The organism is Streptomyces sp. NPDC104367, assembly GCF_055583825.1.
The window spans coordinates 89610-116477 of sequence record NZ_JBVJND010000010.1 but is presented as its reverse complement, the minus strand read 5'-3'; the positions used below and the strand labels follow the sequence as shown (position 1 = coordinate 116477).

Below are 26868 nucleotides of genomic sequence, written 5' to 3'. Positions count from 1 at the left end.
CCCGGACGAACCTACTTCTGCGCCCGCACCGGCAGGTCGAGGATCACCCGGGTCCCCCGCTCCGGCGCCGGCACCATGTCGAAGGTGCCGCCCAACTCGCCCTCCACCAGCGTCCGTACGATCTGGAGGCCGAGGTTGCCGGAGCGGTGCGGGTCGAAGCCCTCGGGCAGACCGACGCCGTCGTCCTGGACGGTGACCAGGAGGCGGGCCTCCTTGGTGGTGCCGCCGCGCACCGCAGTCACCTCGACCGTGCCGGTCTCGCCCTCGCGGAAGCCGTGCTCCAGGGCGTTCTGCAGGATCTCGGTCAGCACCATCGACAGCGGGGTGGCGACCTCGGCGTCGAGTATCCCGAAGCGGCCGGTGCGCCGCCCGGTGACCTTGCCCGGCGAGATCTCGGCGACCATCGCGAGCACCCGGTCGGCGATCTCGTCGAACTCCACCCGCTCGTCCAGGTTCTGAGACAGCGTCTCATGCACGATGGCGATCGAGCCGACCCGCCGTACGGCCTCCTCCAGGGCCTCGCGGCCGCGCTCGGACTCGATGCGCCGGGCCTGGAGCCGCAGCAGCGCGGCGACGGTCTGGAGGTTGTTCTTCACCCGGTGGTGGATCTCCCGGATGGTCGCGTCCTTGGTGATCAACTCGCGCTCGCGCCGCCGCAGTTCGGTGACGTCCCGGAGCAGCACCAGCGAACCGATGCGGACGCCCTTGGGCTTGAGCGGGATCGCCCGGAACTGGATCACGCCGTCCTCGGACTCGATCTCGAACTCGCGGGGCGCCCAGCCGCTGGCCAGCTTGGCCAGCGCCTCGTCCACCGGGCCCTTGGTCGGGGCGAGTTCGGCCGTGGTCTGCCCCAGGTGGTGGCCGAGCAGGTCGGCGGCGAGGCCGAGGCGGTGGTAGGCGGAGAGCGCGTTCGGGGAGGCGTACTGGACGACGCCGTCGCCGTCCACCCGGATCAGGCCGTCGCCGACGCGCGGCGAGGCGTCCATGTCGACCTGCTGGTTCGGGAACGGAAACGATCCGGCGGCGATCATCTGCGCCAGGTCGGAGGCGCTCTGGAGGTAGGTCAGCTCCAGGCGGCTCGGGGTGCGCACGGTCAGCAGGTTGGTGTTGCGGGCGATGACCCCGAGGACCCTGCCCTCGCGCCGGACCGGGATGGACTCGACCCGGACGGGGACCTCCTCGCGCCACTCCGGGTCGCCCTCGCGGACGATCCGGCCCTCGTCCAGGGCGATGTCCAGCATGGGCCGGCGGCCGCGCGGGACCAGGTGGCCGACCATGTCGTCCTGGTAGGAGGTGGGGCCGGTGTTGGGGCGCATCTGCGCCACCGAGACGTACCGGGTGCCGTCCCGGGTGGGGACCCACAGGACCAGGTCGGCGAAGGACAGGTCGGAGAGCAGCTGCCACTCCGAGACCAGCAGATGGAGCCACTCGAGGTCGGAGTCGTCGAGGGCGGTGTGCTGGCGGACCAGTTCGTTCATGGAGGGCACGTCTGTGAGCGTACCTGGCGGTATGTGGATGGCCGAAAAACAGCGGCCCGGAGAAGGGAGGAAGAGGGAGAAGAGGGGGAACGGCGGCGGACGGCCCCGGAAGCACCCGCGGGCCGCGGCGCCTGGGAGGGACCCTCAACCCTCCCGGCACCGCAGCCCGGAGCAGCAACGGCCACGGGGTGTGCGGTCCCGATCGGCCGAAGGTGAGGATCCGGGGCAGTCAGGGCAGAGAGCTCCGGTTCCTCGGTCCGCCTTCCTGTGCGGGGAAGACGGAAGAGTGCGACTGTGTCGTACGGCCCTGCCGTACTCGTTCAGCCCTCGTACGCAATTGTGGACTAGACCACGATGGGTGTCCATGCGTTGGAGAGTGTTCACAGTCGGTGCGCTGGAAGCGTAGCCCGCCCGGGTCGGCCGTGGGGATGGATGGCGGGGGCAATTTCGGCGACCGGCCGGGGACCTGCCGCGCCTCCGGCGAAGTTTTCCGTAATTCACCCCATCTGACGTATTCACGTAACCTCGCCCTTGTCCCCTTTCCGTGCGCCCGACCCAGCGGCGCCAGGGGCCGGTTCTGTTAGATTGGTCCCATCGGATTGGTCTAAACCACGTAGGCCTTCCGGACCCTCCAGCCCTCTTCAGAACGGCAGGCCCCAGCGTGGAAGTTGTCATCGTTCCGGATGCCGCCGCGGGTGGCGAGCTCATCGCCGAGGCCATGGCACAGCTGCTGCGACGCAAGCCGGACGCGCTGCTCGGGGTGGCCACGGGCTCGACCCCGCTGCCCATCTACCGGGCGCTCACGGCGAAGGTCGGCGCCGGTGACGTGGACACCTCCCGGGCACGCATAGCCCAGCTCGACGAGTACGTGGGGCTGCCGGCCGAGCATCCGGAGTCGTACCGCTCGGTGCTGCGGCGCGAGGTGCTGGAGCCGCTCGGGATCGGCATGGAGGCGTTCCTCGGACCGGACGGCACGGCCGAGGACGTCCGGGCGGCCTGCGCCGCGTACGACGCGGCGCTGACACGGGCCGGCGGTGTGGACCTGCAACTGCTCGGGATCGGCACCGACGGGCACATCGGGTTCAACGAGCCGTGCTCCTCGCTGGCCTCGCGGACGCGGATCAAGACGCTGACGGAGCAGACGCGGGTCGACAACGCGCGGTTCTTCGACGGCGACATCGCGCAGGTGCCGCACCACGTGATCACCCAGGGGATCGGGACGATCCTGGAGGCGCGGCACCTGGTGCTGCTGGCGACGGGCGAGGGCAAGGCCGACGCGGTCGCGGCGACGGTGGAAGGGCCGGTCGCCGCGGTGTGCCCCGCGTCGGCGCTCCAGCTGCACCCGCACGCGACGGTGGTGGTCGACGAGGGCGCGGCCGCCAAGCTGAAGTACGCGGACTACTTCCGGTACACGTTCGTCAACAAGCCGGAGTGGCAGGGGATCTAGGGGTCCCGCTCAGGCCCACGGCGCCGCGATGGCCTCCGCCGCCGCCGTGCCGCACACCCTGGCCGCACCGTGGGTGGCCAGGTGGAGGGCGCCGCGGGGCGGGGCCTGGGGGACGCCCATCTCCACCACGACGGTGTCGGGGCGGGCCCCGAGGAGGGTGTCCAGGGCCCGGCCCATCCACGCGTGGCGGTGCTCGTCGCGCACCACCGCGACGACACGGCGCTCCCCCGCCGCCGCCAGGGCCTCCTCGCCCGCGCGCTCGCCGGAGAAGCTGCCGGTCTCGGTGCCGGGCAGGACGCGGGCCAGTTCGGCGGCCACCCCCCAGGGCGTCTCCGCCCCCACCGCGATGTTGGCCACCGGGGTGAGCGCGGCGACGAAGGGGGCCTCGGCCGGGGGCGTGTAGGGGTCGACGCGCGTCACACGCAGCGCGCGGCGGGCGGCGGTCAGGCCGATGTCCGCGGCGGCCGGGTCCGGCGCGGCGGCCGCCTCCGCCGTCGTCGTCCAGCGGGCCAGCGCCCGTACCCGTTCCGCCGCCTGGGCCAGGCGTTCCTCCGGCAGTTCACCGGAGCGGACCGCGGCGACCAGGGCGTCGCGCAGCCGGCGCACCGTCTCGTCGTCCGCGAGGCCGCCGCCCACGCAGATCGCGTCCGCTCCGGCGGCGAGGGCGAGCACGCTGCCGTGTTCGATGCCGTAGGTGGCGGAGATGGCCTGCATCTCCATGCCGTCGGTGACGATCAGGCCGTCGTAGCCGAGTTCGGTGCGCAGCAGGTCGGTGAGGATGCGGCGGGACAGCGTCGCCGGGCGGGCCGGGTCCAGGGCGGGGACCAGGATGTGCGCGCTCATCACGGCCCGGGTGCCGGCGGCGATGGCCGCGCGGAAGGGTGCCAGTTCGCGGGCGTGCAGGACCTCGGCCGTGGCGTCGATGCGGGGCAGCGCGAGGTGGGAGTCGACGGCGGTGTCGCCGTGGCCCGGGAAGTGCTTGGTGCAGGCCGCCACCCCGGCCGCCTGGAGGCCGGTGACGTAGGCCGCCGTGTGGCGGGCGACCAGGTCGTGGTCGGCGCCGAAGGAGCGGACGCCGATGACCGGGTTGGCGGGGTCGGAGTTGACGTCCGCGGACGGCGCCCAGTTGAAGTTCACCCCGCAGGCGGCCAGGCGGCGGCCCATCTCCTGGGCGACCTGCCGGGTCAGCTCCACGTCGTCGACGGCGCCGAGGGCGTGGTTGCCGGGGAAGGAGGAGCCGGTGTGCACCTCCAGCCGGGTGACGTCACCGCCCTCCTCGTCGATCGCCACCAGGACGTCGTCCCGCTCGGCCCGCAACTGGGCGGTGAGGGAGGCGAGTTGTTCCGGGGAGGTGATGTTGCGGCCGAACAGGCCCACGGAGGCGAGTCCCTCGCCGAGCCGGCGCAGCAGCCAGTCGGGGGCGGTGGTCCCGGTGAAGCCGGGTTGCAGCACCGTCAGCGCGTCGCGCGTGAGGGTGTCCGTACCGCTCGCGAATGTCGTCATCGGATGGGGTCATCCCTTCACGGCGCCGGCGGTCAGACCCGCGGCCATCTTGCGCTGGACGAGGAGGAACAGGGCGACGATCGGCACGGCCATCATGGTGGCGCCGGCCATCATCGGGGCGTATTCGGTGCCGTGCTTGGTGGTGAAGTTGGCGAGCCAGACGGTGGCGGTCTGGTGGTCCTGGCTGAGCAGCATCAGGGCGTACAGGTACTCGTTCCAGGCCTGGATGAAGGCGTAGACCGAGGTGGCGACCATGCCGGGGGCGAGCAGCGGGAAGACCACGCGGACGAAGGCGCCGGTGCGGGAGCAGCCGTCGACCATGGCGGCCTCCTCCAGCTCCTTGGGGATGTTGACGATGAAGCCGCGCAGGGTCCACACCGTGAACGGCAGGATGAAGGTCAGGTAGGTGATGATCAGGCCGCTGAGCTTGTCGTACTGGTCCAGGTCGTTGAGGAGCAGGAAGACCGGGATGATCATGGCGACCAGCGGGATCATCTGGACGGCGAGGATGCCGACGATCACGACCTTGCGGCCGCGGAAGGCGAACCGGGAGATGGCGAGGGCGGCGAGCAGGCCGATGACCATGCCGACGGCGACCACGGAGAGGGAGACGACCAGGCTGCGGCCGACCGGTCCCCAGAAGTCGGCGATGGCGAGGGCGCGGCGGAAGTTGGACAGGGTCAGGCCGGTCGGCAGCAGGCTCGGGTCCGGGTCGATGGCGTCCTTGGCCGGTTTGAACGCCGTGTTCAGCATCCAGTAGACGGGGAAGCCGACCGTGACGAAGACGAGCAGGCCGAGCAGGTTCCAGCCCCGGCGTGAGCCTTTGCGGGCGGTGGCGGCGGTGCTCATTCGACCTCTCCGATCTTCAGCATCTGGCGCATGTACACGGCGACGACACCGAGCAGGATGAGCACGGTGAGCAGGGCGATCGCGGAGCCCTGTCCGTAGTCGTTGACCACGAAGGCGCGGTCGTAGGAGTAGGTGGTCAGCAGCTGGAACTCGGGCTCGGGGTGGCCGCCGCGCATCACGAAGACCTGTGGGAAGACACCCATGTCCCAGATGACCGAGAGGGTCGTGAGCATCACGACGACCGGCTTGAGGATGGGGAGCGTGACGTACCGGAAGACGCCCCAGGCTCCGGCGCCGTCGAGGCGGGCGGCCTCCTCCAGTTCCTTGGGGACCTGGGTGAGTCCGGCGCCGAGCGTGATGACCACGAAGGGCACGGCGCCCCAGACCACCAGGAGCATGATCACGGCCAGGCCCTGCGGCCCGCTGGCGAACCAGTTGTGGCCGATCATCTCGACCCCGGGCACCTTGCTGAGCAGGGCGTTGAGGATGCCGTAGTCGGAGTCGAACAGCCACTTGAAGAGCGTGGTGGCGACGATGACCGGCATGCCCCAGCTGGCCACCAGCACGATGTTGACCAGGGTCTTCACCCAGCCGGAGACCCGCTGGAGCAGCAGCGCTACGAGCATGCCGACGACCATGGTGAAGACCACGCAGCCGACGGCGAAGACGATCGTGCGCAGGACGACCTGCCAGAACTCGTCGTCCTCCAGCACCTGCGAGAAGTTCCCGAGGCCGACCCAGTCGGCCGGCTTGAACCCCCACAGCTGGGACTGCCCGAACTCCTGGAAGGAGAGGGTCACCAGCCGGTAGAGCGGATAGCCGAGGACGAGCCCGAGTATCCCCAGACAGGGCGCGAGCAGCAGCCAGGGCACGGCGGGCCCGCCCGAACGCCGGTCCGCACGTGGTCGGCGCGGCGGCTCCGGTGGAGGTGCCGGCACCTTGGCAGGTGTGGTCGTGTCTACGGCACTCATCGCGCGCTCCTCAGACAGATCGAGTCGGGCCCGCAGCGGCGCGCCCCCGAAGGGGCGCGGGGAACTGCGCGGCCGGCCTCGACGAACCGGCGGCGGCCCACCGGCCCGTCGAGGCGCTTTCCGGAATCACCCGCGGCCGGGCCCGGCCCCCCGTGGCCCGGGCCCGGCCGCGGGCCGGCCGTCACGGGTTGTTGATGACCTTGTCGATCGCGGCGTCGGCGGCCTTGGCGGCGGCCTGCACCGACTGCTTGCCGGTGCCGATGTTCTGCAGCATGGTCTGCAGCACCTGCGCCTTCTCGACCTGGCCCCAGCCCGGTGCCATCGGCACGAACCAGTTGGACTCGGCCGCCTCGGCCGGGACCGCGGTCGCCGGGTCGCTCTTGAGCGTCGCGAGGTCGGTCTTGTTGTTGGGCAGGTTGCCCTTGGCCATCAGGCCCTTCTGGCCGGACGGGCCGGTGAACGCGTTGATCCACTCGGCGGCGACGCCCTGCGCCTTGGACTTCACCGGGATGGCGAGGTCGGAGCCGCCGAGGAAGACCGGCATGTTCTTGCCGGACGGGCCGGGCATCACGAAGTTGACGAGGTTGTCCTTCAGCTTGCCGCCGGTCTTGTCGTTCTTCGGGTCGGCCGCGGTCGCGCCCTCCCAGGCCGCGCCGAAGATCATCGACGACTTGCCCTGGCCGTAGACGATGTAGCGGTCGGACTCGTCCTTGGTCTTGTCACCGTGCATGTACTTGTCGATGACGGACTTGAACTCGGTGAGCCCCTTGACGGACTCGGGCGAGGAGAGGTTGCCCTTCCACTGGCCGCCGGACTCGACGGCGATGGAGCCGCCGGCGTCGTAGACGAAGGACATGGCCGCGTACCAGTCGCGGGTCGGCTGGTACCAGGCGCTGAACTTGTCCCCCTCCTTCTTCTGGATCTTGTCCAGGTCGGCGGTGAGCTCGCTGTAGGTCTTCGGCGTGGTCTTGACGCCGGCCGAGGCGGCGACGTCCTTGCGCCAGTTGGCGACGCGGCCGCCGGCGTAGTACGGGACGCCGTAGGTCTTGCCGTCGTAGGTCACCGAGGCCTTGAGGCCGTCGAGCCACTGGTCGGAGCCGGTGAACTGGGAGGCGTCGACGGGGGCGAAGGCGCCCTTCACCATGTAGCCGAGCATCTCGGTGTTGCCCATCTCGACCACGTCGGGGGCCTTGTCCGTGGCGAGGACGGCGTCCAGCTTGGTGTTCTTGTCGGGCCAGCCGTAGTACTCGTGCTTGATCTTGATGCCCGGGTGCTTCTTCTGCACGGCCGCGTCGGCGGCCTTGACCAGGTTCGGCCAGTTGTTCTGCGCGTCCACGGTGAGCCAGACGGTCAGCTCCTTGGCGTCCGTGCCCTTGCCGGTGTCCCCGCCGTCCTTCTTGTCACTGCCACACGCCGCGATGGAGACGACCATGCCCGCGATACCGATCGCGGCTATCAGCCTGCGCTTCACGCCACCCTCCTCAGGATGCCCACACACCCCCCGGGCCATGAGGCCGGGAATCTGGACCAATGGTGTAGACCAGTACCGGGAGCTTGGACCAGACCACGAAGCCTGTCAAGAGACCCAGAAACACCCCTGACCAGCTGTTATGCGACCTACATATGCAGGAACCTTTAAGTAAGAAGCCAGCGAAAAGAGCGGTGGCGGAGTACTCTCGTCCGCTAGACCAGTCGGCCTTGTGGACTAGACCAAAAGAGGCGGCGACGGTATACAGAAGGGATCACGACGTGACCCACACCCGGAGCCGGGAAGGCGGAGCATGAGCACCGACGTCAGCAGTGCGGAGAACGAGAGCGGGACAGCCGTCCGTACCGCGCGCGTGCCCAAGTACTACCGCCTGAAGAAGCACCTCCTGGAGATCACGGAGACCCAGGCCCCCGGCACCCCGGTCCCGCCCGAGCGCACCCTGGCCGCCGAGTTCGACACCTCCCGCACCACCGTCCGCCAGGCCCTCCAGGAACTGGTCGTCGAGGGCCGGCTGGAGCGCATCCAGGGCAAGGGCACCTTCGTCGCCAAGCCGAAGGTCTCCCAGGCGCTGCAACTCACCTCCTACACCGAGGACATGCGCGCCCAGGGCCTGGAGCCGACCTCGCAGCTGCTCGACATCGGCTACATCACCGCCGACGACCGGCTGGCCGGCCTGCTCGACATCGGCGCGGGCGGCCGCGTGCTGCGCATCGAGCGGCTGCGGATGGCCAACGGCGAGCCCATGGCCATCGAGACCACGCACCTGAGCGCGAAGCGCTTCCCCGCGCTGCGCCGCTCCCTCGTCAAGTACACGTCCCTCTACACAGCCCTCGCAGAGGTGTACGACGTCCGTCTCGCGGAGGCCGAGGAGACCATCGAGACCTCGCTCGCGACGCCGCGCGAGGCGGGCCTGCTCGGGACCGACGTGGGCCTGCCGATGCTGATGCTCTCCCGGCACTCCCTGGACCTGGAGGGCCGGCCCGTGGAGTGGGTGCGGTCCGTCTACCGCGGGGACCGCTACAAGTTCGTCGCCCGCCTCAAGCGGCCGCAGGACTGACCGCCGGCACCCTTCACGGAATCGGCATACGGAGACGCGAACTGCATCTTCCGCTGCACGGACGCCGTGACCTAGATTGCCTGCGCGTTACACAGGCGAACGGTCAGGGGACGGAGCCGCGGAATGTCGGATTTACCTGAAGTGAGACACCCGGTGGTGACACCGGTGCGCGTGATCATCGCCGTCTGCCTCGCCGCGCCCTTCGTGGCGATGCTGTGGGTGGGCTCGTACGCCAGGACGGATCCCGCGTTCATCGGGATCCCGTTCTTCTACTGGTACCAGATGCTGTGGGTGCTGCTCTCCACCGCGCTCACCGGCACCGCCTACCGGCTGTGGCAGCGCGACCAGCGCACCCGCAGGGCCGCGGGCGCGGACGGGGGTGTGCCGCGGTGAAGGACGGTGTGAACGGCGTCGCGCTCGGCGTCTTCGTCTTCTTCTTCCTGGCCGTCACGGTCATCGGCTTCCTGGCCGCGCGCTGGCGCCGGGCCGAGAACGAGCACTCCCTGGACGAATGGGGCCTGGGCGGGCGGTCGTTCGGGACCTGGATCACCTGGTTCCTGCTCGGCGGCGACCTCTACACGGCGTACACCTTCGTCGCCGTGCCGGCGGCGGTCTACGCGGCGGGCGCGGCCGGCTTCTTCGCGGTGCCGTACACGATCCTCGTCTATCCGCTGATCTTCACGTTCCTGCCGCGGCTGTGGTCGGTCTCCCACAAGCACGGCTACGTGACCACCTCGGACTTCGTGCGCGGCCGCTTCGGCTCCAAGGGCCTCTCGCTCGCCGTCGCCCTGACCGGCATCCTGGCGACGATGCCCTACATCGCGCTGCAACTCGTGGGCATCCAGGCGGTGCTGGACGTGATGGGCGTCGGCGGCGGCGACGGCACCAACTGGTTCGTGAAGGACCTGCCGCTGCTCATCGCCTTCGGTGTGCTGGCGGCCTACACCTACTCCTCCGGCCTCCGCGCACCCGCCCTGATCGCGTTCGTGAAGGACGGCCTGATCTACCTCGTCATCGCGGTGGCGATCATCTACATCCCGATCAAACTGGGCGGCTTCGACGACATCTTCGCCAAGGCGGGCCACGCGTTCGCCCAGACCAACCCGGCGACCGGCAAGCCGCGCGGCGCGCTGACCCCGCCGGAGGCGGGTCAGTGGACGTACGCCACGCTGGCGCTGGGCTCCGCGCTCGCGCTCTTCATGTACCCGCACTCGATCACCGCGACGCTCTCCTCCAGGAGCCGTGACGTGATCCGCCGCAACACCACGATCCTGCCGCTGTACTCGCTGATGCTCGGCCTGCTCGCGCTGCTGGGCTTCATGGCCATCGCGGCCGGGGTCAAGGTCACCAACGGCCAGCTGGCGATCCCGCAGCTGTTCGAGGACATGTTCCCGGACTGGTTCGCGGGCGTGGCCTTCGCGGCGATCGGCATCGGCGCCCTGGTCCCCGCGGCCATCATGTCCATCGCGGCCGCGAACCTCTTCACCCGCAACATCTACCGGGACTTCATCAAGCCCGACGCCACACCGAAGCAGGAGGCCCAGGTCTCCAAGATCGTGTCGCTGCTGGTGAAGGTCGGCGCCCTCGTGTTCGTGCTCACCATGGACAAGACGGTCGCCATCAACTTCCAGCTCCTCGGCGGCATCTGGATCCTCCAGACCTTCCCGGCCCTGGTCGGCGGTCTCTTCACCCGCTGGTTCCACCGCTGGGCCCTGCTGACGGGCTGGGCGGTCGGCATGGTCTACGGCACGGTCGCGGCCTACGGCGTGGCCTCCCCCACCCAGGCGCACTTCGGGGGCAGCTCCAAGGAGATCCCGGGCATCGGCCAGATCGGCTACATCGGCCTCACCGCCTTCGTCCTGAACCTGGCGGTGGCGGCGGTCCTGACCTTCGCCCTGAAGGCCCTCAAGGCCCCCGAGGGCCTCGACGAGACCGACCCGCGGGACTACACGGCCGACGCGGGCGACCCGGACGTGGAGGTGGAACTGCCGCCGGCCGTGGCGCCCCTCTAGCGGCGCGGGGAACCGCGCGAGCAAGCCACCCCGCCCGCAGCGGGCCGCCGGGAACCAAGCGCGACGGCGGCCCGCCGTCGTACACACCCACCCGCAGGGACATCGACCGCGCACGGGCCGTCCCGGGGTGCACGGGCGTCGTGCTGTCGACCCGGCGGACCCTGCGCGGCGCCCACCGGATCTACGAACGCCTGGGCTTCGTCCGCACACCAGACCGGGACCGGAATCCCCTGCCGGAGCTGCCGGAGATCACCCTCCTCACCTACGAGCTGACGCTCCGACACCACCGCGACACAACATCTGGGGGTGACACCGCAGCCCGGCACTAGATGTATGCTCATGCTCGCTGTCGCCGCAGGGGAATCCGGTGTGAATCCGGAACTGTCCCGCAACGGTGTACTTGCGCACATCTGTGCGCAGGAGTCAGTCCGAGGACCTGCCGACAGCACGCCCGGCCGTCCGGCCCGGGTGTTCTGACGTCCGGGCCTCGTGGAGTGGGCCGGGGACGCGACACGCGTGTGCTCGCTCGTGTGCTGCTCCCTGCCCTCCGCCAGGCCCCGTGCCGAGCGAGGGAGAGCCCCCACGTGACCATCGCGCCAGCCGACCCGGCTTCAGCGACCATCTCCGTGGCATCCGTGGAAGAGGACGGTCCCGGTACCGCGCTGCTGCGGACCCTGACCGAGCTGACCGCCGACCTCCCCGACGCCGACCCCGGCCGGGTCGCCGCCGCCGCGTTGCGCGGCCGGTCCGCGCGGGCCGACGAGTCGGAGTTGCGCGAGCTGGCCACCGAGGCCGCCGCCGGGCTCATCTCCGAGGACCCCGTCTACTCCCGGCTCGCCGCCCGGCTGCTGACGGTCTCCGTCCGCGCCGAGGCCGCTTCCCAGGGGGTGACCTCCTTCACCGGGTCCGTCGCCGTGGGCCACCGCGAGGGCCTCGTCGCCGACCGGACCGCCGAGTTCGTACGGCTGCACGCGGACCGCCTCGACGCCCTGGTCGACCCGGCCGCCGACGACCGCTTCGGCTACTTCGGCCTGCGCACCCTGCACAGCCGCTACCTGCTGCGCCACCCGATCACCCGGCACGTGATCGAGACGCCCCAGTACTTCATGCTCCGGGTCGCCGCCGGCCTCGCCGAGGACGACACCGCGCGTTCCGTGGACGAGGTCGCCTCGCTCTACGGCCTGATGAGCCGCCTCGACTACCTCCCCTCCTCCCCCACCCTCTTCAACTCCGGCACCCGGCACCCCCAGATGTCGTCCTGCTACCTCCTCGACTCCCCGCTGGACGAGCTGGACTCCATCTACGACCGCTACCACCAGGTCGCCCGGCTCTCGAAGCACGCCGGCGGCATCGGGCTGTCGTACAGCCGGATCCGCTCCCGCGGGTCGCTCATCCGCGGGACCAACGGGCACTCCAACGGCATCGTGCCGTTCCTGAAGACGCTGGACGCCTCGGTCGCCGCGGTGAACCAGGGCGGCCGGCGCAAGGGCGCGGCCGCGGTCTACCTGGAGACCTGGCACTCCGACCTCGAGGAGTTCCTGGAGCTGCGCGACAACACCGGCGAGGACGCCCGGCGTACGCACAACCTGAACCTCGCGCACTGGGTGCCGGACGAGTTCATGCGCCGGGTCAACGCCGACGAGCCGTGGTCGCTGTTCTCCCCGGCCGACGTGCCGGAGCTGGTGGACCTGTGGGGCGCGGAGTTCGACGCGGCCTACCGCAAGGCCGAGGCCGACGGGCTCGCGCGCAAGACCATCCCGGCCCGCGACCTGTACGGCCGGATGATGCGCACCCTCGCCCAGACCGGCAACGGCTGGATGACCTTCAAGGACGCGGCCAACCGCACGGCCAACCAGACGGCCGTGCCCGGCCATGTCGTCCACTCCTCCAACCTCTGCACGGAGATCCTGGAGGTCACGAACGACGGCGAGACGGCGGTCTGCAACCTGGGCTCGGTCAACCTCGGCGCGTTCGTGGCCGGCGGGGACATCGACTGGGACCGTCTGGACGAGACCGTCCGCACCGCCGTGACCTTCCTCGACCGGGTCGTCGACATCAACTTCTACCCGACCGAGCAGGCGGGCCGCTCCAACGCCAAGTGGCGTCCGGTCGGCCTCGGCGCGATGGGCCTCCAGGACGTCTTCTTCAAGCTCCGGCTGCCCTTCGACTCCCCCGAGGCCAAGGCGCTCTCCACCCGGATCGCCGAGCGGATCATGCTCGCCGCGTACGAGGCGTCCGCCGACCTCGCCGAGCGCGGCGGCCCGCTGCCGGCCTGGGAGAAGACCCGTACCGCGCAGGGCGTGCTGCACCCCGACCACTACGGCGTCGAGTTCACCTGGCCCGAGCGCTGGGCCGCGCTGCGCGCGCGGATCGCGACGACCGGCCTGCGCAACAGCCTGCTCCTCGCCATCGCGCCGACCGCCACCATCGCGTCCATCGCGGGCGTGTACGAGTGCATCGAGCCGCAGGTCTCCAACCTCTTCAAGCGCGAGACGCTCTCCGGGGAGTTCCTCCAGGTCAACTCGTACCTGGTGCAGGACCTCAAGGACCTCGGCGTCTGGGACGCCCGCACCCGTGAGGCGCTGCGCGAGGCGAACGGCTCGGTGCAGGACTTCATGTGGATCCCGGAGGACGTACGGCGGCTGTACCGCACGGCGTGGGAGATCCCGCAGCGCGGTCTGATCGACATGGCCGCGGCCCGCACCCCGTACCTGGACCAGGCCCAGTCCCTGAACCTCTTCCTGGAGACGCCGACCATCGGCAAGCTCTCCTCGATGTACGCGTACGCCTGGAAGTCGGGGCTGAAGACGACGTACTACCTGCGCTCGCGCCCGGCGACCCGCATCGCCCGCGCCGCCCAGGCCCAAGCCACCGTGCCCGTGCAGCAGACGGCTCCCGAGGACGCCGTCGCCTGCTCCCTGGAAAACCCCGAGTCCTGCGAGGCCTGCCAGTGATGTCCAGCAAGAACCTTCTCGACCCCGGCTTCGAGCTCACGCTCCGTCCGATGCGCTACCCGGACTTCTACGAGCGCTACCGGGACGCCATCAAGAACACCTGGACCGTGGAGGAGGTCGACCTCCACTCGGACGTCGCCGACCTCGCGAAGCTCAGCCCCTCGGAGCAGCACCTCATCGGCCGGCTGGTCGCCTTCTTCGCGACCGGTGACTCGATCGTGGCGAACAACCTGGTGCTGACGCTCTACAAGCACATCAACTCCCCGGAGGCGCGTCTGTACCTGTCGCGCCAGCTCTTCGAGGAGGCCGTGCACGTCCAGTTCTACCTGACCCTGCTGGACACCTACCTCCCCGACCCGGAGGACCGCAACGCGGCCTTCGCCGCGGTCGAGAACATCCCCTCCATCCGGGAGAAGGCGGAGTTCTGCTTCCGGTGGATGGACTCGGTGGAGAACCTGGACCGCCTGGAGTCCAAGGCCGACCGCCGCCGCTTCCTGCTCAACCTGATCTGCTTCGCCGCGTGCATCGAGGGCCTGTTCTTCTACGGCGCGTTCGCGTACGTCTACTGGTTCCGCAGCCGGGGTCTGCTGCACGGTCTCGCCACGGGCACCAACTGGGTGTTCCGCGACGAGACGATGCACATGAGCTTCGCGTTCGACGTGGTGGACACGGTCCGCAAGGAGGAGCCGGAGCTCTTCGACGACGAACTCCGCGAGCAGGTCACCGACATGCTGCGGGAGGCCGTCGAGGCGGAGCTGCAGTTCGCCCGGGACCTGTGCGGTGACGGCCTGCCGGGCATGAACACCGACTCGATGCGCCAGTATCTGGAGTGCGTCGCCGACCAGCGGCTCGGCCGCCTCGGCTTCGCCCCGGTGTACGGCTCGGAGAACCCGTTCTCCTTCATGGAGCTGCAGGGCGTTCAGGAGCTGACGAACTTCTTCGAGCGCCGTCCGTCCGCGTACCAGGTGGCGGTGGAGGGCACCGTCGACCTGGACGAGGACTTCTGAGCCTGCCGCTCGCGGGCCTCCCGGTCCTCGCGGGCCTCCCGGTCCTCGTGGGCCTCCCTGATCTGCCGGTCGATGCGCCTGTCGCGCAGCACGCCGAGCACGGACGGGAGGGCCATGAGGACCAGGATGCCGAGGACCAGCACCATTCCGACGAGACCTTCGATCTGGTTTGTGTTCATGGACACCACTGTCCCGCCGGACAGTCCTTACCGTGAGTGGCAGCACTGCCATACAGCCTCGAATTACTGCCATCGGCGAGGCACACTGGGGTCATGCTGAACAACGTGGCGGCGGTGCTCCTGGACGGCGTGCACCCCTTCGAGCTCGGGGTGGTCTGCGAGGTCTTCGGCCTGGACCGCTCCGACGAGGGGCTGCCGGTGTACGACTTCGCCGTGGTCTCGGCCGAGGGCCCGGCCCTCGGCACCCACGTCCCCGGCCTCACCATCAGCACGCCGTACGGTCTGGACCGGCTGGAGGAGGCCGATCTGATCGCGGTCCCGGCCGCCGGCTCCACTGTCGCCCGGGTCTACCCGCCCGAGCTGCTCGACGCGCTGCGCCGGGCGGTGGACCGGGGTGCCCGGGTGCTCAGCGTGTGCTCCGGGGTCTTCGTGCTCGGCGCCGCCGGGCTGCTGGACGGGCGCCGGTGCGCCGTGCACTGGCGCCACGCGGAGCTGCTGGCCCGCCGCTACCCGCGCACCCGGGTCGAACCGGACGTGCTGTACGTCGACGAGGACCCGGTGATCACGTCGGCGGGCACCTCGGCCGGCATCGACGCCTGTCTGCACCTCGTCCGCAAGGAGCAGGGCCCCGAGGTCGCCACGAAGATCGCCCGGCGGATGGTGGTGCCCCCGCACCGGGACGGCGGCCAGGCCCAGTACATCGAACGCCCGCTGCCGGAGCGCCCCTGCGACACGGTCGGCGGGGTGCTGGCCTGGATGACGGAGCATCTCGACGAGGAGGTCACCGTCGAGCAGCTGGCCGCCCGCGCCCTGATGGCGCCGCGCACCTTCGCCCGCCGCTTCCAGCAGGAGACCGGCACCACGCCGTACCGCTGGATCCTGCGCCAGCGGGTGCTGCTGGCGCAGGAGCTGCTGGAGGGCACGGACGAGACGATGGACGCCATCGCGGGCCGCACCGGCTTCGGGACGGCCGCCGCGCTGCGGTACCAGTTCGTGAGGTCGCTGGGCACCACCCCGAACGCCTACCGGCGCGCGTTCCGGGGCCCGGAGGCCGCCTGAGCGCGCGCCGGTGTCAGAGGCCGGCCCGGGACCGGCGGTTCACCAGGGCACGGGCGTCAGCAGCAGGCGCTGCGGACGCAGGGTGATGCCCACCCGGGTGCTGTCGTCCGACCCCGGGGCCTGCTCGAAGCGGTACCTGGCGCACAGGGCCGCCGTGATCAGGCTCAGCTGGGTCATGGAGAAGTGGTCGCTGGGGCACTTGCGGTTGCCGACGCTGAACGGGCTCATGGCGTACTTGGGCACGTCCCCGGCCCGCTCCGGCAGCCAGCGGTCCGGGTCGAAGTCGAGGTGCCCGGTGTAGGAGTGCGGGTCGCGCTGGACGGCGTACGGGCTGTAGACGATGTCGGCCCCGGCCGGAATGCGATAGCCGCCGAGCTCGGTGTCGTTCTTGGCGCGGCGCGTCAATATCCATACGGCGGGGCGCAAACGCAGGGCCTCGACGACGACATTGTTGGTGTGCGCAAGTCGCCGGACGTGCTCGAAACCGACCGGTTGACCGCCCGTCACGGATTCGACCTCGGCCCGTACCTTCTCGGCGTGTTCCGGATGTCCGGCGAGCACCTGGAGCAGCCACATGATCGTGGACGCGACTGTTTCGCTGCCGGGGGTGAGTATCGCGACCACCTGGTCGTGGATCTCCTGTTCCCCGATGGGGTCGCCATTCTCGTCCCTCGCCGCCAGCAATGCGGTCAGCAAATCGTCCGGCTTTTGACCGGATGCCCGCCGCTCGGCGACGATCTCGTCGACGAGGAGATGCAAATCGGCCAGCGCCCGGTTGAATTCGCGGTTGGCCGGCAGGGGCAGTCGGTACAGCGGACCGAGTGGTACGACCATCCGGCGGTACATACCGCGGAAGACGCTCGCGAGATCGACGCTGAGCCGCTCGGCGCGCTCGTCCATGTACTCGCCGCGCAGCAGGCAGCGGGCGGCGATCCGGACGGCGACCCGGAAGGACTCGGAGGTGCAGTCGACGGTGTCGCCGGGCCGCCAGCGCTCGGTCAGCGCGTGCGCCTCCTCCTCCATGACCGGCCCGTAGCCGGGGATGGCGGAGAGGTTGAACGCGGGCTGGACGGTGCGCCGCTGGCGCCGGTGCCGGGGGCCGTTGGCGGTGGCCACGCCCTCCTTGCCGAGCAGTCCCTCCAGGGACTCCCAGAGCGGGCCGGCGATGAGGAAGTCGGGGTTCAGGGCGAGGGCGCCGGTGAGCGCCGGGGTGGTGACGGCGTACACCTCCTTGGGGCCGAGCCGGAGGCGGACCATGTCGCCGTGGGCGCGCAGCCCGGACATGAAGGCCAGCGGGTCGCGGACCAGCTTCAGGCCGTGGCCGAGGAGCGGCAGGCCGCCGCCGGCCAGGGGCGGATCCCGTAGTTCGGCGTGGGCCCCGGGGGTGGCGGGCCGGGCGGAGTCGACGGTCATTTCTCACCTGCCGCTTCGTTGTTGACGTACGGGGGCGTGGACCGGTCCTCCCAGCTGTCGACCATGTAACGGCCGGATTCGTGGTGGAACCAGTAGACGGAACTGAACCAGTTGCGCATATTGCCGACGCAGGCCTGCACGGCGACGGCTGTTTCCTTTCCGCGTACGGTGCCGTCGTCGATCCGTTCGGCGAACCGCAGCGCGTCCCGTTCGGCGACCAGGAATTCACTGATGCATTCCTCGACGCGTCGCCTGACTTCCTCGACCGCCTGTTCCAGGCTCATTCCCTCATGGGTGACGAGACTGATTCCGAGATTGTGCACCTCGGCGCCCGCGATTTCCTTCGGCAGCGAGCAGAGGTCGTTGTACCAGGCGGCGAATTCCTGACTGAGCAGGGCCGCACGCCGGTACGCCGGGTTTTTCCGCACGGTGTCCGGGAGTTCGGTCCCGGCACTCGGCTCCAGCAGGTCCGTCCAGATCCAGTGGGCGAAGGTGAGGCGCCGCAGGGCGAGGTATTCCTCGACCTCGGGCACATATCCCGTGGTGCGGTTGCGGAACTCCCGGTCGTACGCGTCGATCACCTGGTGGAAATGGCGGGCGAACCGCCGGTTCCAGGTCGGCGGCAGGAACGCGTAGAGCCGCGCCACGCTGTCCGCGAACCCCGCGACCAGGGTGTCGGGGTGGTGCAGATGGTGCAGCGGTGCGTCGAGGGCCGTATGCAGCCGGAACCGCAGCCGCCGCCAGTCCCCGGACCGGCCGTGCACGACGTCGCGGTCGTGCCGGTCGTCCCAGACGAAGAACCACGCGCTGTAGTCGCAGATGGCCTGGAGGACGTCCTCGGACGCACCCAGGTAGTACCCCGCCATGAGGTCGGTGTAGCAAAGTCCGTCGGCATATTCCCGCACCTTGTCGGCCGGCATCAGGCGCTTTTCCAGCAGCCAGAGGCGGGTCTTCTCCTGAAGTCGTGGCCAATACGGGTGCAGTTGCCGTGGAAACCCGTCCTCGATCACCGGGAGGGCGAGTTGTGGTGGAACCGCGACCGCCGTCGGCGCCGATGTGGTGCTGTGTGAGAAAGCATGCACGAACAAACCCCTCTCAGCCGCCAGGAGCGCACGCCCCTCCCGCTGTGCCGGGCGTGCGCCGTTGCGTATCCCCGCACTTCCATTCAGCACCACAACTGACCGGTCTGGGAACGGATTTGCTTCACTCACTACCCCGCAGTGCCGAGAATCTCCCCTTGTGTGACTGATTAAGGATCGCTAGGGGCGCACAAAGGATCGAATGTGCGACAGACAAGCGATCGAGTGTGACCGAACACGACGAACGCCTGGTCGAGGCGTTCTCGACCAGGCGTCACAACGGCGCTTGTCCGTCTCAGTCGTTGGCGACCACCGGGTAGCGTGGCTCGTTCTCGGCCATCTGCCGCAGCGCGTCCTTGCGCTCGCGCTTGGAGAGCCGGTCGATGTACAGGTAGCCGTACAGGTGGTCGGTCTCGTGCTGCAAACACCGAGCGAAGTAGCCGGTGCCGCGCACCTTGACCGGGTTGCCCTTCTCGTCCTGCCCGGTGACCTCGGCGTAGTCGGGGCGTGCGAGCGGGGCGTACGCGGTGGGCACCGACAGGCAGCCCTCGTTGCTGTCGTCCAGCCGCCGCTTCTCCGCGGGCAGGTCGACCAGCTTCGGGTTGCACACCACGCCCACGTGCCGGGCGCCCTCGTCGTCCTGGCAGTCGTAGACGAAGACCTTCAGGTCGACACCGATCTGGTTGGCGGCGAGCCCGACGCCCTCCGCCGTCCGCTGGCTCGCGAACATGTCGGCGACCAGCTGGTCCAGCTCCGCCCCGAACTCGGTGACGTCCTTGCACTCCTTGTGCAGCACCGGGTTCCCGACGACGGTGATGGGCCGCGAGGTCCCCCGCTCACGCCAGGCGTTCTCGCGCTCCTCGGTCCCCTCGGTGTCGACGACGAACCCCTCGTCGTCCACGGGGAGCACGCCCACGTGCTGCTGATCGGTGTCCTGCTGCGCCATGACCGACGTAAGCCTTCCTACAAGCCTGGAACGTTCTGGAGGTACAGCCTAAAGGCGGCCGGTCACCGGCTGCTCAGCAAACCTCTTCCAAATCCCGCCAGTCCCGGGAATCGGGGCTGTCCGCGACCCACCCGTCCAGCAGCCCCCTGACCAGCGAGGCCGGCGCGGCCACCCCGCACTCGCGCTCCGGCACCCACAGCTGCCCGTCCGTCCGGTGCCCGAGCGGCCCCGGGTGCCCCGGCTCGCTGTGGTCGTGGGGATCGAGGTGCACCCCGTCCCCCTCGTCCGACGGCATCCGCGACTCGGAGCACATCCGGCACAGCAGCCGCACGGAGGACGACCAGTCCTCCGCCGCGAACCCGGCGTCCCCGGCCAGCTGCTCCAGCGCGTCCCGGTCGGCCTCGGTCGCCGCCTCCAGGAGCACCACCCACGTCGGCACCGGCGACGGCGCCCACAGCTCGATCTCGTCGAAGACGGGGTACGCGTGCCCGGTCGCCGTGGTCCGCTCGCCGTGCGGCACCCCGTCGTGCAGCACGACCTCACCCCAGCGCCGCCCGGACGACGGCAGCGGGATCGACTGCACCTCGATGCGCGCGGGGTCGAGCCGCCGCCCCCACACCACCTCGGCCTCGCCCTCCGGGGACAGCCGTACGGCGGCGCTGCCGAGGTCCATCCCGGTCGGCTCGCCGGACGCGGTCGCCCCGCCGGGGACCCGCAGCCCGTACGCCTGCCAGGCCCTGCGGGCCAGCGGCCAGTCCTGGAGCGCGGTGGCCGCGATGCCCACGTTCCACCAGTCCGGCGCCCCGGTCTCCCGGTCCAGCAGGGCCACGGCCCGCAGTCCGGCCGCCCGCGCCTGCTCCCAGTCGTGCCGGAACTTGTGCAGCAGGGCGAGGTTGAACCAGGACTCCGACAGCCAGGGTTCCAGGTCGGCGGCGCGCGTCAGCAGCTCGCCCGCGTCCTCGTACCGGCCGTCGCCGATCAGCGTGAACGCGCGGTCGGTGGCCTGCCGCCAGGAGGCGGAGGGCCGGTGCCGTCCCTTGCCGAAGATCCTCACGATTCCCGCCTGCCAGTTCCAGTTCCGCACAGTGGGCTGGCTTGTGCCCCCGGACATCACCCTCTCCCTCGCATCCAACCACGTACGGCGGGAGGGCCGCTCATTACCCATGGGTTACCCAGCCGCGCGCAAGGTCAGACAGTCTCTGGAGAGCACGCGGGCCAGGGACTCCACGACCTCGGGAGCGTAGTCCCCCGCGGTCCCCAGGCGCAGTTCCTCCAGCGCGGTCAGCGGCCCGCCGGGCCCGGAATCCCGGGCCTTCTCCTCGTACGCGTTGACGGCCCGCACGATCCGCGCGGCCACCGGCTGCTCCCGGTAGGGGTCGGCCTGCCGCTCCACGACCACGGCGACCGCCGAGTCCACGCCGGTCTGCCGTACGACGGCTCCGCCGAGCAGGGCTATCCGCCGCTGCTCGTCCGCCGGCAGCCCGGCGGTGGCGCCGGCCGGGACCGGGTCGACGAAGCTGAGCTGGCCGATGTCGTGCATCAGCGCCGCGTACTCCAGCACGGTGAGCTCCGCTCCGGTCAGTCCCAGGTCCCGTCCGACGGCCTGGCTCAGGGTGGCGACCCGGCGGGCGTGCCCGGCCGGGGTGCAGCCCGCTATCTCGGTGGCGCGGGCCAGGGAGGCGATGGTCTGCCGGTAGGTGGCCCGGACGGCCGCGTACCGGCGCAGGGAGAGCTGGGTGAGCAGCAGGGGTACGCAGAACACCGGCAGCGCCCAGAAGCCGGCGACGGCGACGGCCAGCGCCATCACCGCGCCGGTGGCGCACACGGCGGACCCGATGCCGAGCAGGCCCCGCAGCTCCTCCCGGAGCAGCGGCCCGAACGGCCAGCCGGTCCGGGAGTGGGCCTGCGCGGCGGCCAGCACGGCGTCGCACAGCGCGGTGAGCACGAGCAGCGCGACGAGCAGCAGCGCGTACGCGGGTCCGCCCCACCTCTCCGCCACGCCCCGGCTGTAGAGGGGGTGGAAGCAGACGGCGGCGAAGCCGACGGTGAGCACGCGGCGGGCGAGGTGGTCGCGGGTGGAGCGGCCGCCGGCGATGTGCGGGACGTTCCCGAGCAGCGAGGCCGAGCCGACGACGGCGACGACCTGGCACGCCCCGTCGTGGGTGGCCACCCCCGCGTCGGCCCCCAGCAGCGCGTACGCCATCCCGCCGGCGGCGCCGAGCGGCGCGGCCTCCCGTACGTCGGCCCCGGTCCACCGGGCCCACTCCCCGACGGCGACGAGCGCCCCGAAGGCGAGGGCGATCCGGCGGTCGTCCAGGCCTTGCCAGAGCGTGCCGGCGAGGCAGCCGAGGGCGAGCAGCGACGCGGCCGCCCGGACCAGCCGCAGGGCGGCGCCGGGCCGGAACCGGAGGGCGGGGGCCGGACCGGCGGCGCCGGGCCCGGACGGCGAACCGGCGGGGGCGGGCCCCGTGTCCACGAGGGCCGGTCCTTCGGCGCTCACGGGGCACCCCGGCCGACGCTCTCGCGGTCACCGCCGGGCCGGCCGGGCAGGGCCGGGCCGGAGGGGCCGTCCGCGGTGACCGCCGGGTGCCAGCCCTCCCTGGCCAGCGCCCGGACCAGCGCTTCCACGGCCCGCTCGTCGAACTGGCGGCCGGCGCAGCGCCGCAGCTCCGCCAGTGCCGCGGCCACCGGGCGGGCCCGGCTGTAGGAGCGGGTGGAGGTCATCGCGTCGAAGGCGTCGGCGACGGCCACCACCCGCGCGGACTCCGGGATCTGACCGCCCGCCAGGCCGTAGGGGTAGCCGCTGCCGTCGATGCGTTCGTGGTGGTGGAGGATGGCCGCCCGGGCCTCCCCGAGGAAGGAGATCCCGCGCACCATCTCGTGGCCGTACTCGGGGTGCAGTTCGATGATCCGGCGTTCCTCGGGGGTCAGCGGCCCGTCCTTGCGGAGCAGACGGGTGGGGACGCCCAGCTTGCCGACGTCGTGCAGGATGCCGGCGAAGCGGAGGACCTCCACCCGTTCGTCGTCCATGCCCAGCTCGCGGGCGATCATCACGGAGGCCCGGCCGACCCGCTCGCTGTGTCCCCGGGTGTAGCCGTCCTTGATGTCGACGGCCTGGACGAGCGCGCGGATGGTCGCCTGGTGGGCGGCCCGTTCCCGGTGGTACTGGGCGAACACCCACCAGGACACGCACATCGGGAGCAGCACGAGGAGGGCCGCGACCGGGCCGTAGGGGCTGCGCCAGAGCACCGCCATCATCAGCCCGGCGAGCCCGTGCACCCCGACCGGGGCGAGCGAGCGCGACAGCGAGCCGTGCCAGGCCCGCCGTACCGGAACGTACTCGCCCACCGCCAGGATGCCGCCGTCGAGGACGGCGAGGACGAGGCAGAACGCGAGGACGGCCGCGGCGCACGGCACCAGCGCGTACGGGAAGTCGCAGGCCGCCACCGCGTCCCGGCCGCCCAGCGCCCGGTGCACGGAACCGGCGCCCGCGACGGCGAGCGACGCCTCGGCGGCCCGCCAGATCCGGCGCAGCGCCCGCGGGCGCTGCCCGACCGGCGAGAGCAGCGCGCCCGGCACCGGTACCAGCGCGGCGGCGGGGGGCGACAGCAGGAAGGCGGCGGCGAGCAGGACGGGGTGGGAGGTGCCGCCGAGGCGTCTGCGGACGACACGCTCGCAGGCCGCGTACAGCGTGGCGAGGAGTGCCACCGCCCACCACGGGGTGTCGGTGCCGGGCGGGTGCGGGAGGCAGAGCAGGGCGCCCAGGGCGGCACAGGCCACGTACACCCGCAGCCGCGCCGGAACCGCCTCCATCACGCCCCTCCCCCGACCGTGCCTGTCTTGGCTCCGGAGCCTAGGGCGGGAGCCGGAGGGTCCGGGGGCTTATGACCGGAGGATTAGCACATTCGGGTGAAGGCGGAACGGAACGGAGGCGTTCAGCTCTCCTGCGAGGTGACCGGAGTGGCGGTCACGTCGTGCTCGGGCACGGCCTGCCCCGAGCGGATCAGGTCGAGCCGCCCGAGCACCTTGGACCGCAGGTCGCTCGGTACGTCGTCATGGCCGCAGCATCGCTTGACCAGCTTCTTCACGGCCTGCTCCAGCCCGTACTTCTCCAGGCAGGGGGAGCACTCGTCGAAGTGCTCCTTGAACTTGACGCGATCGACGTCCGGCATCTCACTGTCGAGGAACTCGTAGAGATGATCGAGTACCTCACTGCAGTCCGTCTCGTGCGGCTCTCCGCAGCTCATGAGCCCGAGCCTTTCGCTTCGTTCGACTCTCCGGCGCCGGCCGGGACGAGCCCGCGCTCACGCGCGTAGTCCTCCAGCATGCCGCGCAGTTGACGGCGGCCCCGGTGCAGCCGGGACATGACCGTACCGATGGGTGTCCCCATGATGTCGGCGATCTCCTTGTACGCAAAGCCCTCTACGTCGGCGAGGTAGACGGCGATGCGGAACTCCTCGGGGATCGCCTGCAGCGCTTCCTTGACGTCCGAGTCGGGCAGGTGGTCGAGCGCCTGCGACTCCGCGGAGCGCAGACCCGTCGACATGTGCGACTCGGCGCGGGCGAGCTGCCAGTCCTCGATCTCCTCGGCCGCGGAGCGCTGGGGTTCGCGCTGCTTCTTGCGGTACGAGTTGATGAAGGTGTTCGTGAGAATGCGGTAGAGCCACGCCTTGAGGTTGGTCCCCTCACGGAACTGGTGGAAGGACGCGTACGCCTTGGCGTAGGTCTCCTGCACCAGGTCCTCGGCGTCGGCCGGGTTGCGCGTCATGCGCAGCGCGGCCGAGTACATCTGGTCGAGGAATTCCAGCGCGTCCCGCTCGAAGCGCGCGCTGCGCTCCGAGGTCGACTCCGCGCTCGCGCCCTGGCCCTCGGGCAGCTCCGCCTGGCCGTTGTCGGTCCCTGCGTCGGTACCGGTGACCGGACCCACCTCCTCAAGATCCCGGGCAGGACCGAAACCGATCCCACTCGACTCGGAGGATAGAACACGACCCGTGCCTGCCGCCGCTCGAATAGGAGCGGTCTTGGCCGCGTGCAGCACCGTCCAGTCCAGGTCAGAGCTGCTGCTGCGGCTCGGGCAGATGGTCGAACCCATGCGGCGGACTTCCTCTCCTACGACGTCGATGCCGGTGCACCAGCACTTCTGTCCGGCTCAACAGCGGTCCGCCGTTCGGCATTCCCAGCCGTTACACGAGTGACGTGGCCCACTCCACGACCGCGTCCGTGATGATCGCCACTGCCCGCTCCTGGCCGATCTCCGCCCGTTTGGGTACCGCGAAGCCGTGATCGGCGTACGGCACCTCGACGAGTGCGTAGGCGCCCTCGGGGAACTCGGCCGGCTTCCCGAACGGGTCGTTGCCGCCCTGTACGACGAGCGTGGGCACCCCGGCCGCCAGCAGTTCGCCGGCCCGCGACCGCTCCGGCCTGCCGGGCGGGTGCAGCGGGAAGCCGAGGGCGAGGACGGCGGCGGCGCCCAGCTCGGCGGCGGTGCGGCAGGCGACCCTGGCTCCCGCGCTGCGCCCGCCGGACACCACCGGCAGGCCGGGCGCGGCGAGCTCGGGCCACACGCCCCGCCAGCCGGTGTCCAGCGTCCGGGGAGCGGGCGCGAGCTTCTTCCCGGCGACCCGCCAGGGCTGCTCCACCAGGGCGACCGTCACCCCGTGCGCCGGCAGCACGGCGGCGATCGCCCGCAGGTCCCGCGCCTCGACGCCCCCGCCCGCGCCATGGCCCAGGGCGAGCACCAGCCGCGCCCCGCGCGCCTCGTGCCAGGTGACACGGGCGTTGCCCGCCTCGGTAGCGACGATCTTCGACGTAGTCACGGGAGAAGGCTAGAAGAGCGTGCCCTCCTCCGGCCCCTCCAGCTCCTTCAGCAGCTCCGGGGCGTTGTTGCGGACGTTGCTGACGGCCACGGAGACCGGGTAGGCGCGCATCAGGCCCTCCGGCGGCGGGGCGAGCAGCGGGCGCAGCTCCTCGACGTCCGTCCGGGCCGGGTCGAGCCAGGCGTCCCAGCGGTCGGGGGTCAGCATCAGCGGCATCCGGGGGTGGATGTCGGCGAGCGTGCGCGGCCCCTCGGCGGGCGCCACCGCCAGCGGGGCGGTCTCCGCCTCCGTGGTGATCACCGAGCACGTCGCCCACCAGGCCAGCGGGTGCTCGTCGGGCAGCGTGCGGTCCCGCCAGAACTCGTAGAGCCCGGCCATGGCGAACACCGACCCGTCGGCGGGGAGCACGAAGTACGGCTGCTTGCGCGGCCGCTTCTTCCGGCCCTCGACCTCCAGCTCCCGCTCCTCCCGGGCGGTGACCCACTCGTAGTACCCGTCGGCGGGCAGGATGCAGCGGCGGGTGGCGAAGGCGCGGCGGTACGACGGCTTCTCGTGCACCGTCTCGGCCCGCGCGTTGATCATCCGGGCGGCGCCCTCGGGCGTCTTGGCCCAGGACGGCACGAGCCCCCACTTCAGCCTGCGCAGCTGCCGAACCGGACGGCGGTCGTCGGCGTCTTTCAACGGACGGTCGAGGACGGCGTAGACCTCCTTGGTCGGCGCCACGTTGTAGTCGGGCTCCAGGGTCTCCTCGGGCTCCCACTTCTCGATCTCAAAGACTCCTGCGAGATCCTCGGGCCCACGACTGGCTGCATACCGTCCGCACATACGTGCAACACTGCCAGACCGCATACGACCAGAGGGAGCAACCGCCGCACATGGAGAGCATCGCCGCCGTCGCGCTGCCCGACCTCTGGGACCGGCTGACGGGCAGCCAGCCCGACCCCGACCTGTGGGTGGTGCTGGCCACACTGGGCGCCGCCGCCGCGGTGGTCGTCCCGCACAACCTGTGGCGGATATCCCGCAACGCCATCACGATCGCCCACGAGGGCGGCCACGGCCTGATCGCGCTGGTCACGGGCCGGCAGCTGACCGGTATCCGGCTGCACTCCGACACCAGCGGCCTCACCGTCAGCCGGGGCAAGCCACACGGCATCGGCATGATCCTCACGGCGGCGGCCGGTTACACCGCGCCCCCGCTGCTGGGCCTGGGCGGCGCGTCCCTCCTGGGCGCCGGCCGCATCACCCTGCTGCTGTGGGCGGCCACCGCCCTCCTCCTCGTGATGCTGGTGATGATCCGCAACGCCTACGGCGTCCTCACCGTGTTCCTGACGGGCGGCGCGTTCCTGCTGGTGTCCTGGCTGGCCGGCCCCCAGGTGCAGGCCGCGTTCGCGTACGCGGTGGTGTGGTTCCTGCTGCTGGGCGGCGTGCGCCCGGCCTTCGAGCTCCAGGCGAAGCGGTCCCGGGGCGGGGCCGGGGACTCCGACGCGGACCAGCTGGCCCGGCTCACCCATCTCCCGGCGGCCGTATGGCTGTTCCTCTTCCACACCGTGTCCCTGTGCTCGCTGATCGGCGGGGGCCGCTGGCTGCTCGGTCTGTGACGCCCGCCGCG

The 26868-nt window shown here is 71.0% G+C and carries 24 protein-coding genes, 1 pseudogene and 1 riboswitch; of the genes and pseudogenes, 9 read left to right on the top strand and 16 right to left on the bottom strand.

The window, feature by feature from the left end; all coding sequences use genetic code 11:
* Nucleotides 1-11: 11 nt before the first annotated feature.
* The gene (locus tag ACZ619_RS17245; RefSeq protein ID WP_469599694.1) at nucleotides 12-1478 is read right to left on the bottom strand and encodes a sensor histidine kinase; all 1467 of its coding nucleotides are present in this window, start codon (nucleotides 1476-1478) and stop codon (nucleotides 12-14) included.
* A 661-nt stretch (nucleotides 1479-2139) separates the two neighbouring features.
* Between ACZ619_RS17245 and nagB the strand changes: the two genes are divergently transcribed.
* Nucleotides 2140-2925, top strand: coding sequence for a glucosamine-6-phosphate deaminase (nagB, locus tag ACZ619_RS17240; protein ID WP_469599407.1), 786 nt, complete (start codon nucleotides 2140-2142; stop codon nucleotides 2923-2925).
* A gap of 9 nt (nucleotides 2926-2934) precedes the next feature.
* On the opposite strand, the gene ACZ619_RS17235 is transcribed toward nagB, so the two are convergent.
* The 4 genes from ACZ619_RS17235 to ACZ619_RS17220 all read right to left on the bottom strand — a co-directional run bounded on the left by ACZ619_RS17235 (nucleotide 2935) and on the right by ACZ619_RS17220 (nucleotide 7719).
* Nucleotides 2935-4428 carry a glycoside hydrolase family 3 protein gene (locus ACZ619_RS17235; RefSeq protein WP_469599405.1) on the bottom strand — a complete coding sequence of 498 codons (1494 nt, stop codon included), beginning with the start codon at nucleotides 4426-4428 and terminating at the stop codon, nucleotides 2935-2937.
* Between the two features lie 9 nt (nucleotides 4429-4437).
* Nucleotides 4438-5277 (bottom strand): carbohydrate ABC transporter permease, encoded by an 840-nt coding sequence (locus tag ACZ619_RS17230; RefSeq protein WP_469599403.1) that lies wholly within the window; start codon nucleotides 5275-5277, stop codon nucleotides 4438-4440.
* On the bottom strand, nucleotides 5274-6248 hold the full coding sequence (locus tag ACZ619_RS17225) for a carbohydrate ABC transporter permease (RefSeq protein WP_469599401.1): 975 nt from the start codon (nucleotides 6246-6248) through the stop codon (nucleotides 5274-5276). The genes ACZ619_RS17230 and ACZ619_RS17225 overlap by 4 nt, the downstream gene beginning before the upstream one ends.
* 181 nt (nucleotides 6249-6429) lie before the next feature.
* On the bottom strand, nucleotides 6430-7719 hold the full coding sequence (locus ACZ619_RS17220; RefSeq protein ID WP_469599399.1) for an extracellular solute-binding protein: 1290 nt from the start codon (nucleotides 7717-7719) through the stop codon (nucleotides 6430-6432).
* 310 nt (nucleotides 7720-8029) lie between these two features.
* Between ACZ619_RS17220 and ACZ619_RS17215 the strand changes: the two genes are divergently transcribed.
* The 6 genes and pseudogenes from ACZ619_RS17215 to ACZ619_RS17190 all read left to right on the top strand — a co-directional run bounded on the left by ACZ619_RS17215 (nucleotide 8030) and on the right by ACZ619_RS17190 (nucleotide 14767).
* Nucleotides 8030-8794: a GntR family transcriptional regulator gene (locus ACZ619_RS17215; protein ID WP_469599397.1), complete on the top strand. Its 765-nt coding sequence runs from the start codon at nucleotides 8030-8032 to the stop codon at nucleotides 8792-8794.
* Nucleotides 8795-8917: 123 nt separating this feature from the next.
* Nucleotides 8918-9187, top strand: coding sequence for a DUF3311 domain-containing protein (locus ACZ619_RS17210; RefSeq protein WP_469599395.1), 270 nt, complete (start codon nucleotides 8918-8920; stop codon nucleotides 9185-9187).
* Nucleotides 9184-10806, top strand: a complete 1623-nt coding sequence (mctP, locus tag ACZ619_RS17205) for a monocarboxylate uptake permease MctP (protein ID WP_469599394.1) — start codon at nucleotides 9184-9186, stop codon at nucleotides 10804-10806. Before ACZ619_RS17210 ends, mctP begins: the two co-directional genes overlap by 4 nt.
* 92 nt (nucleotides 10807-10898) lie before the next feature.
* Nucleotides 10899-11135: pseudogene (locus tag ACZ619_RS17200) on the top strand (hypothetical protein); the annotation flags it as partial.
* 4 nt (nucleotides 11136-11139) lie between these two features.
* Nucleotides 11140-11264, top strand: a riboswitch (cobalamin riboswitch).
* A gap of 126 nt (nucleotides 11265-11390) precedes the next feature.
* Nucleotides 11391-13760 (top strand): ribonucleoside-diphosphate reductase subunit alpha, encoded by a 2370-nt coding sequence (locus ACZ619_RS17195; protein ID WP_469599392.1) that lies wholly within the window; start codon nucleotides 11391-11393, stop codon nucleotides 13758-13760.
* Nucleotides 13760-14767 (top strand): ribonucleotide-diphosphate reductase subunit beta, encoded by a 1008-nt coding sequence (locus ACZ619_RS17190; protein WP_469599390.1) that lies wholly within the window; start codon nucleotides 13760-13762, stop codon nucleotides 14765-14767. Before ACZ619_RS17195 ends, ACZ619_RS17190 begins: the two co-directional genes overlap by 1 nt.
* On the opposite strand, the gene ACZ619_RS17185 is transcribed toward ACZ619_RS17190, so the two are convergent.
* Nucleotides 14680-14946 (bottom strand): hypothetical protein, encoded by a 267-nt coding sequence (locus ACZ619_RS17185; protein WP_469599388.1) that lies wholly within the window; start codon nucleotides 14944-14946, stop codon nucleotides 14680-14682. The genes ACZ619_RS17190 and ACZ619_RS17185 overlap by 88 nt on opposite strands.
* Before the next feature lie 93 nt (nucleotides 14947-15039).
* On the opposite strand from ACZ619_RS17185, the gene ACZ619_RS17180 reads away from it, so the two are divergent.
* The gene (locus tag ACZ619_RS17180) at nucleotides 15040-16005 is read left to right on the top strand and encodes a helix-turn-helix domain-containing protein (protein ID WP_469599387.1); all 966 of its coding nucleotides are present in this window, start codon (nucleotides 15040-15042) and stop codon (nucleotides 16003-16005) included.
* 39 nt (nucleotides 16006-16044) lie between these two features.
* On the opposite strand, the gene ACZ619_RS17175 is transcribed toward ACZ619_RS17180, so the two are convergent.
* The 10 genes from ACZ619_RS17175 to ACZ619_RS17130 all read right to left on the bottom strand — a co-directional run bounded on the left by ACZ619_RS17175 (nucleotide 16045) and on the right by ACZ619_RS17130 (nucleotide 26084).
* Nucleotides 16045-17418: a bifunctional albaflavenone monooxygenase/terpene synthase gene (locus tag ACZ619_RS17175; protein ID WP_469599385.1), complete on the bottom strand. Its 1374-nt coding sequence runs from the start codon at nucleotides 17416-17418 to the stop codon at nucleotides 16045-16047.
* Nucleotides 17415-18500 carry an epi-isozizaene synthase gene (cyc1, locus tag ACZ619_RS17170; protein WP_469599692.1) on the bottom strand — a complete coding sequence of 362 codons (1086 nt, stop codon included), beginning with the start codon at nucleotides 18498-18500 and terminating at the stop codon, nucleotides 17415-17417. Before cyc1 ends, ACZ619_RS17175 begins: the two co-directional genes overlap by 4 nt.
* Nucleotides 18501-18792: 292 nt before the next feature.
* Entirely contained in the window at nucleotides 18793-19443 is a 651-nt protein-coding gene (def, locus tag ACZ619_RS17165) for a peptide deformylase (RefSeq protein ID WP_469599383.1), read from the bottom strand.
* 73 nt (nucleotides 19444-19516) lie between these two features.
* On the bottom strand, nucleotides 19517-20497 hold the full coding sequence (locus ACZ619_RS17160; protein WP_469599690.1) for a hypothetical protein: 981 nt from the start codon (nucleotides 20495-20497) through the stop codon (nucleotides 19517-19519).
* A gap of 114 nt (nucleotides 20498-20611) precedes the next feature.
* Nucleotides 20612-21829 (bottom strand): HD-GYP domain-containing protein, encoded by a 1218-nt coding sequence (locus tag ACZ619_RS17155; RefSeq protein WP_469599688.1) that lies wholly within the window; start codon nucleotides 21827-21829, stop codon nucleotides 20612-20614.
* A gap of 110 nt (nucleotides 21830-21939) precedes the next feature.
* Nucleotides 21940-23256: an HD-GYP domain-containing protein gene (locus ACZ619_RS17150; protein ID WP_469599382.1), complete on the bottom strand. Its 1317-nt coding sequence runs from the start codon at nucleotides 23254-23256 to the stop codon at nucleotides 21940-21942.
* Nucleotides 23257-23378: 122 nt separating this feature from the next.
* Nucleotides 23379-23690: a mycothiol system anti-sigma-R factor gene (gene rsrA, locus ACZ619_RS17145; protein ID WP_469599380.1), complete on the bottom strand. Its 312-nt coding sequence runs from the start codon at nucleotides 23688-23690 to the stop codon at nucleotides 23379-23381.
* Nucleotides 23687-24370 (bottom strand): RNA polymerase sigma factor SigR, encoded by a 684-nt coding sequence (gene sigR / locus ACZ619_RS17140; protein WP_469599378.1) that lies wholly within the window; start codon nucleotides 24368-24370, stop codon nucleotides 23687-23689. Before sigR ends, rsrA begins: the two co-directional genes overlap by 4 nt.
* A gap of 256 nt (nucleotides 24371-24626) precedes the next feature.
* The gene (locus ACZ619_RS17135) at nucleotides 24627-25259 is read right to left on the bottom strand and encodes an alpha/beta hydrolase family protein (RefSeq protein ID WP_469599376.1); all 633 of its coding nucleotides are present in this window, start codon (nucleotides 25257-25259) and stop codon (nucleotides 24627-24629) included.
* Nucleotides 25260-25268: 9 nt separating this feature from the next.
* Nucleotides 25269-26084, bottom strand: a complete 816-nt coding sequence (locus ACZ619_RS17130; RefSeq protein ID WP_469599374.1) for an SOS response-associated peptidase — start codon at nucleotides 26082-26084, stop codon at nucleotides 25269-25271.
* Between the two features lie 50 nt (nucleotides 26085-26134).
* On the opposite strand from ACZ619_RS17130, the gene ACZ619_RS17125 reads away from it, so the two are divergent.
* Nucleotides 26135-26857 carry a M50 family metallopeptidase gene (locus tag ACZ619_RS17125; RefSeq protein ID WP_469599372.1) on the top strand — a complete coding sequence of 241 codons (723 nt, stop codon included), beginning with the start codon at nucleotides 26135-26137 and terminating at the stop codon, nucleotides 26855-26857.
* The last annotated feature ends 11 nt before the right edge of the window (nucleotides 26858-26868 follow it).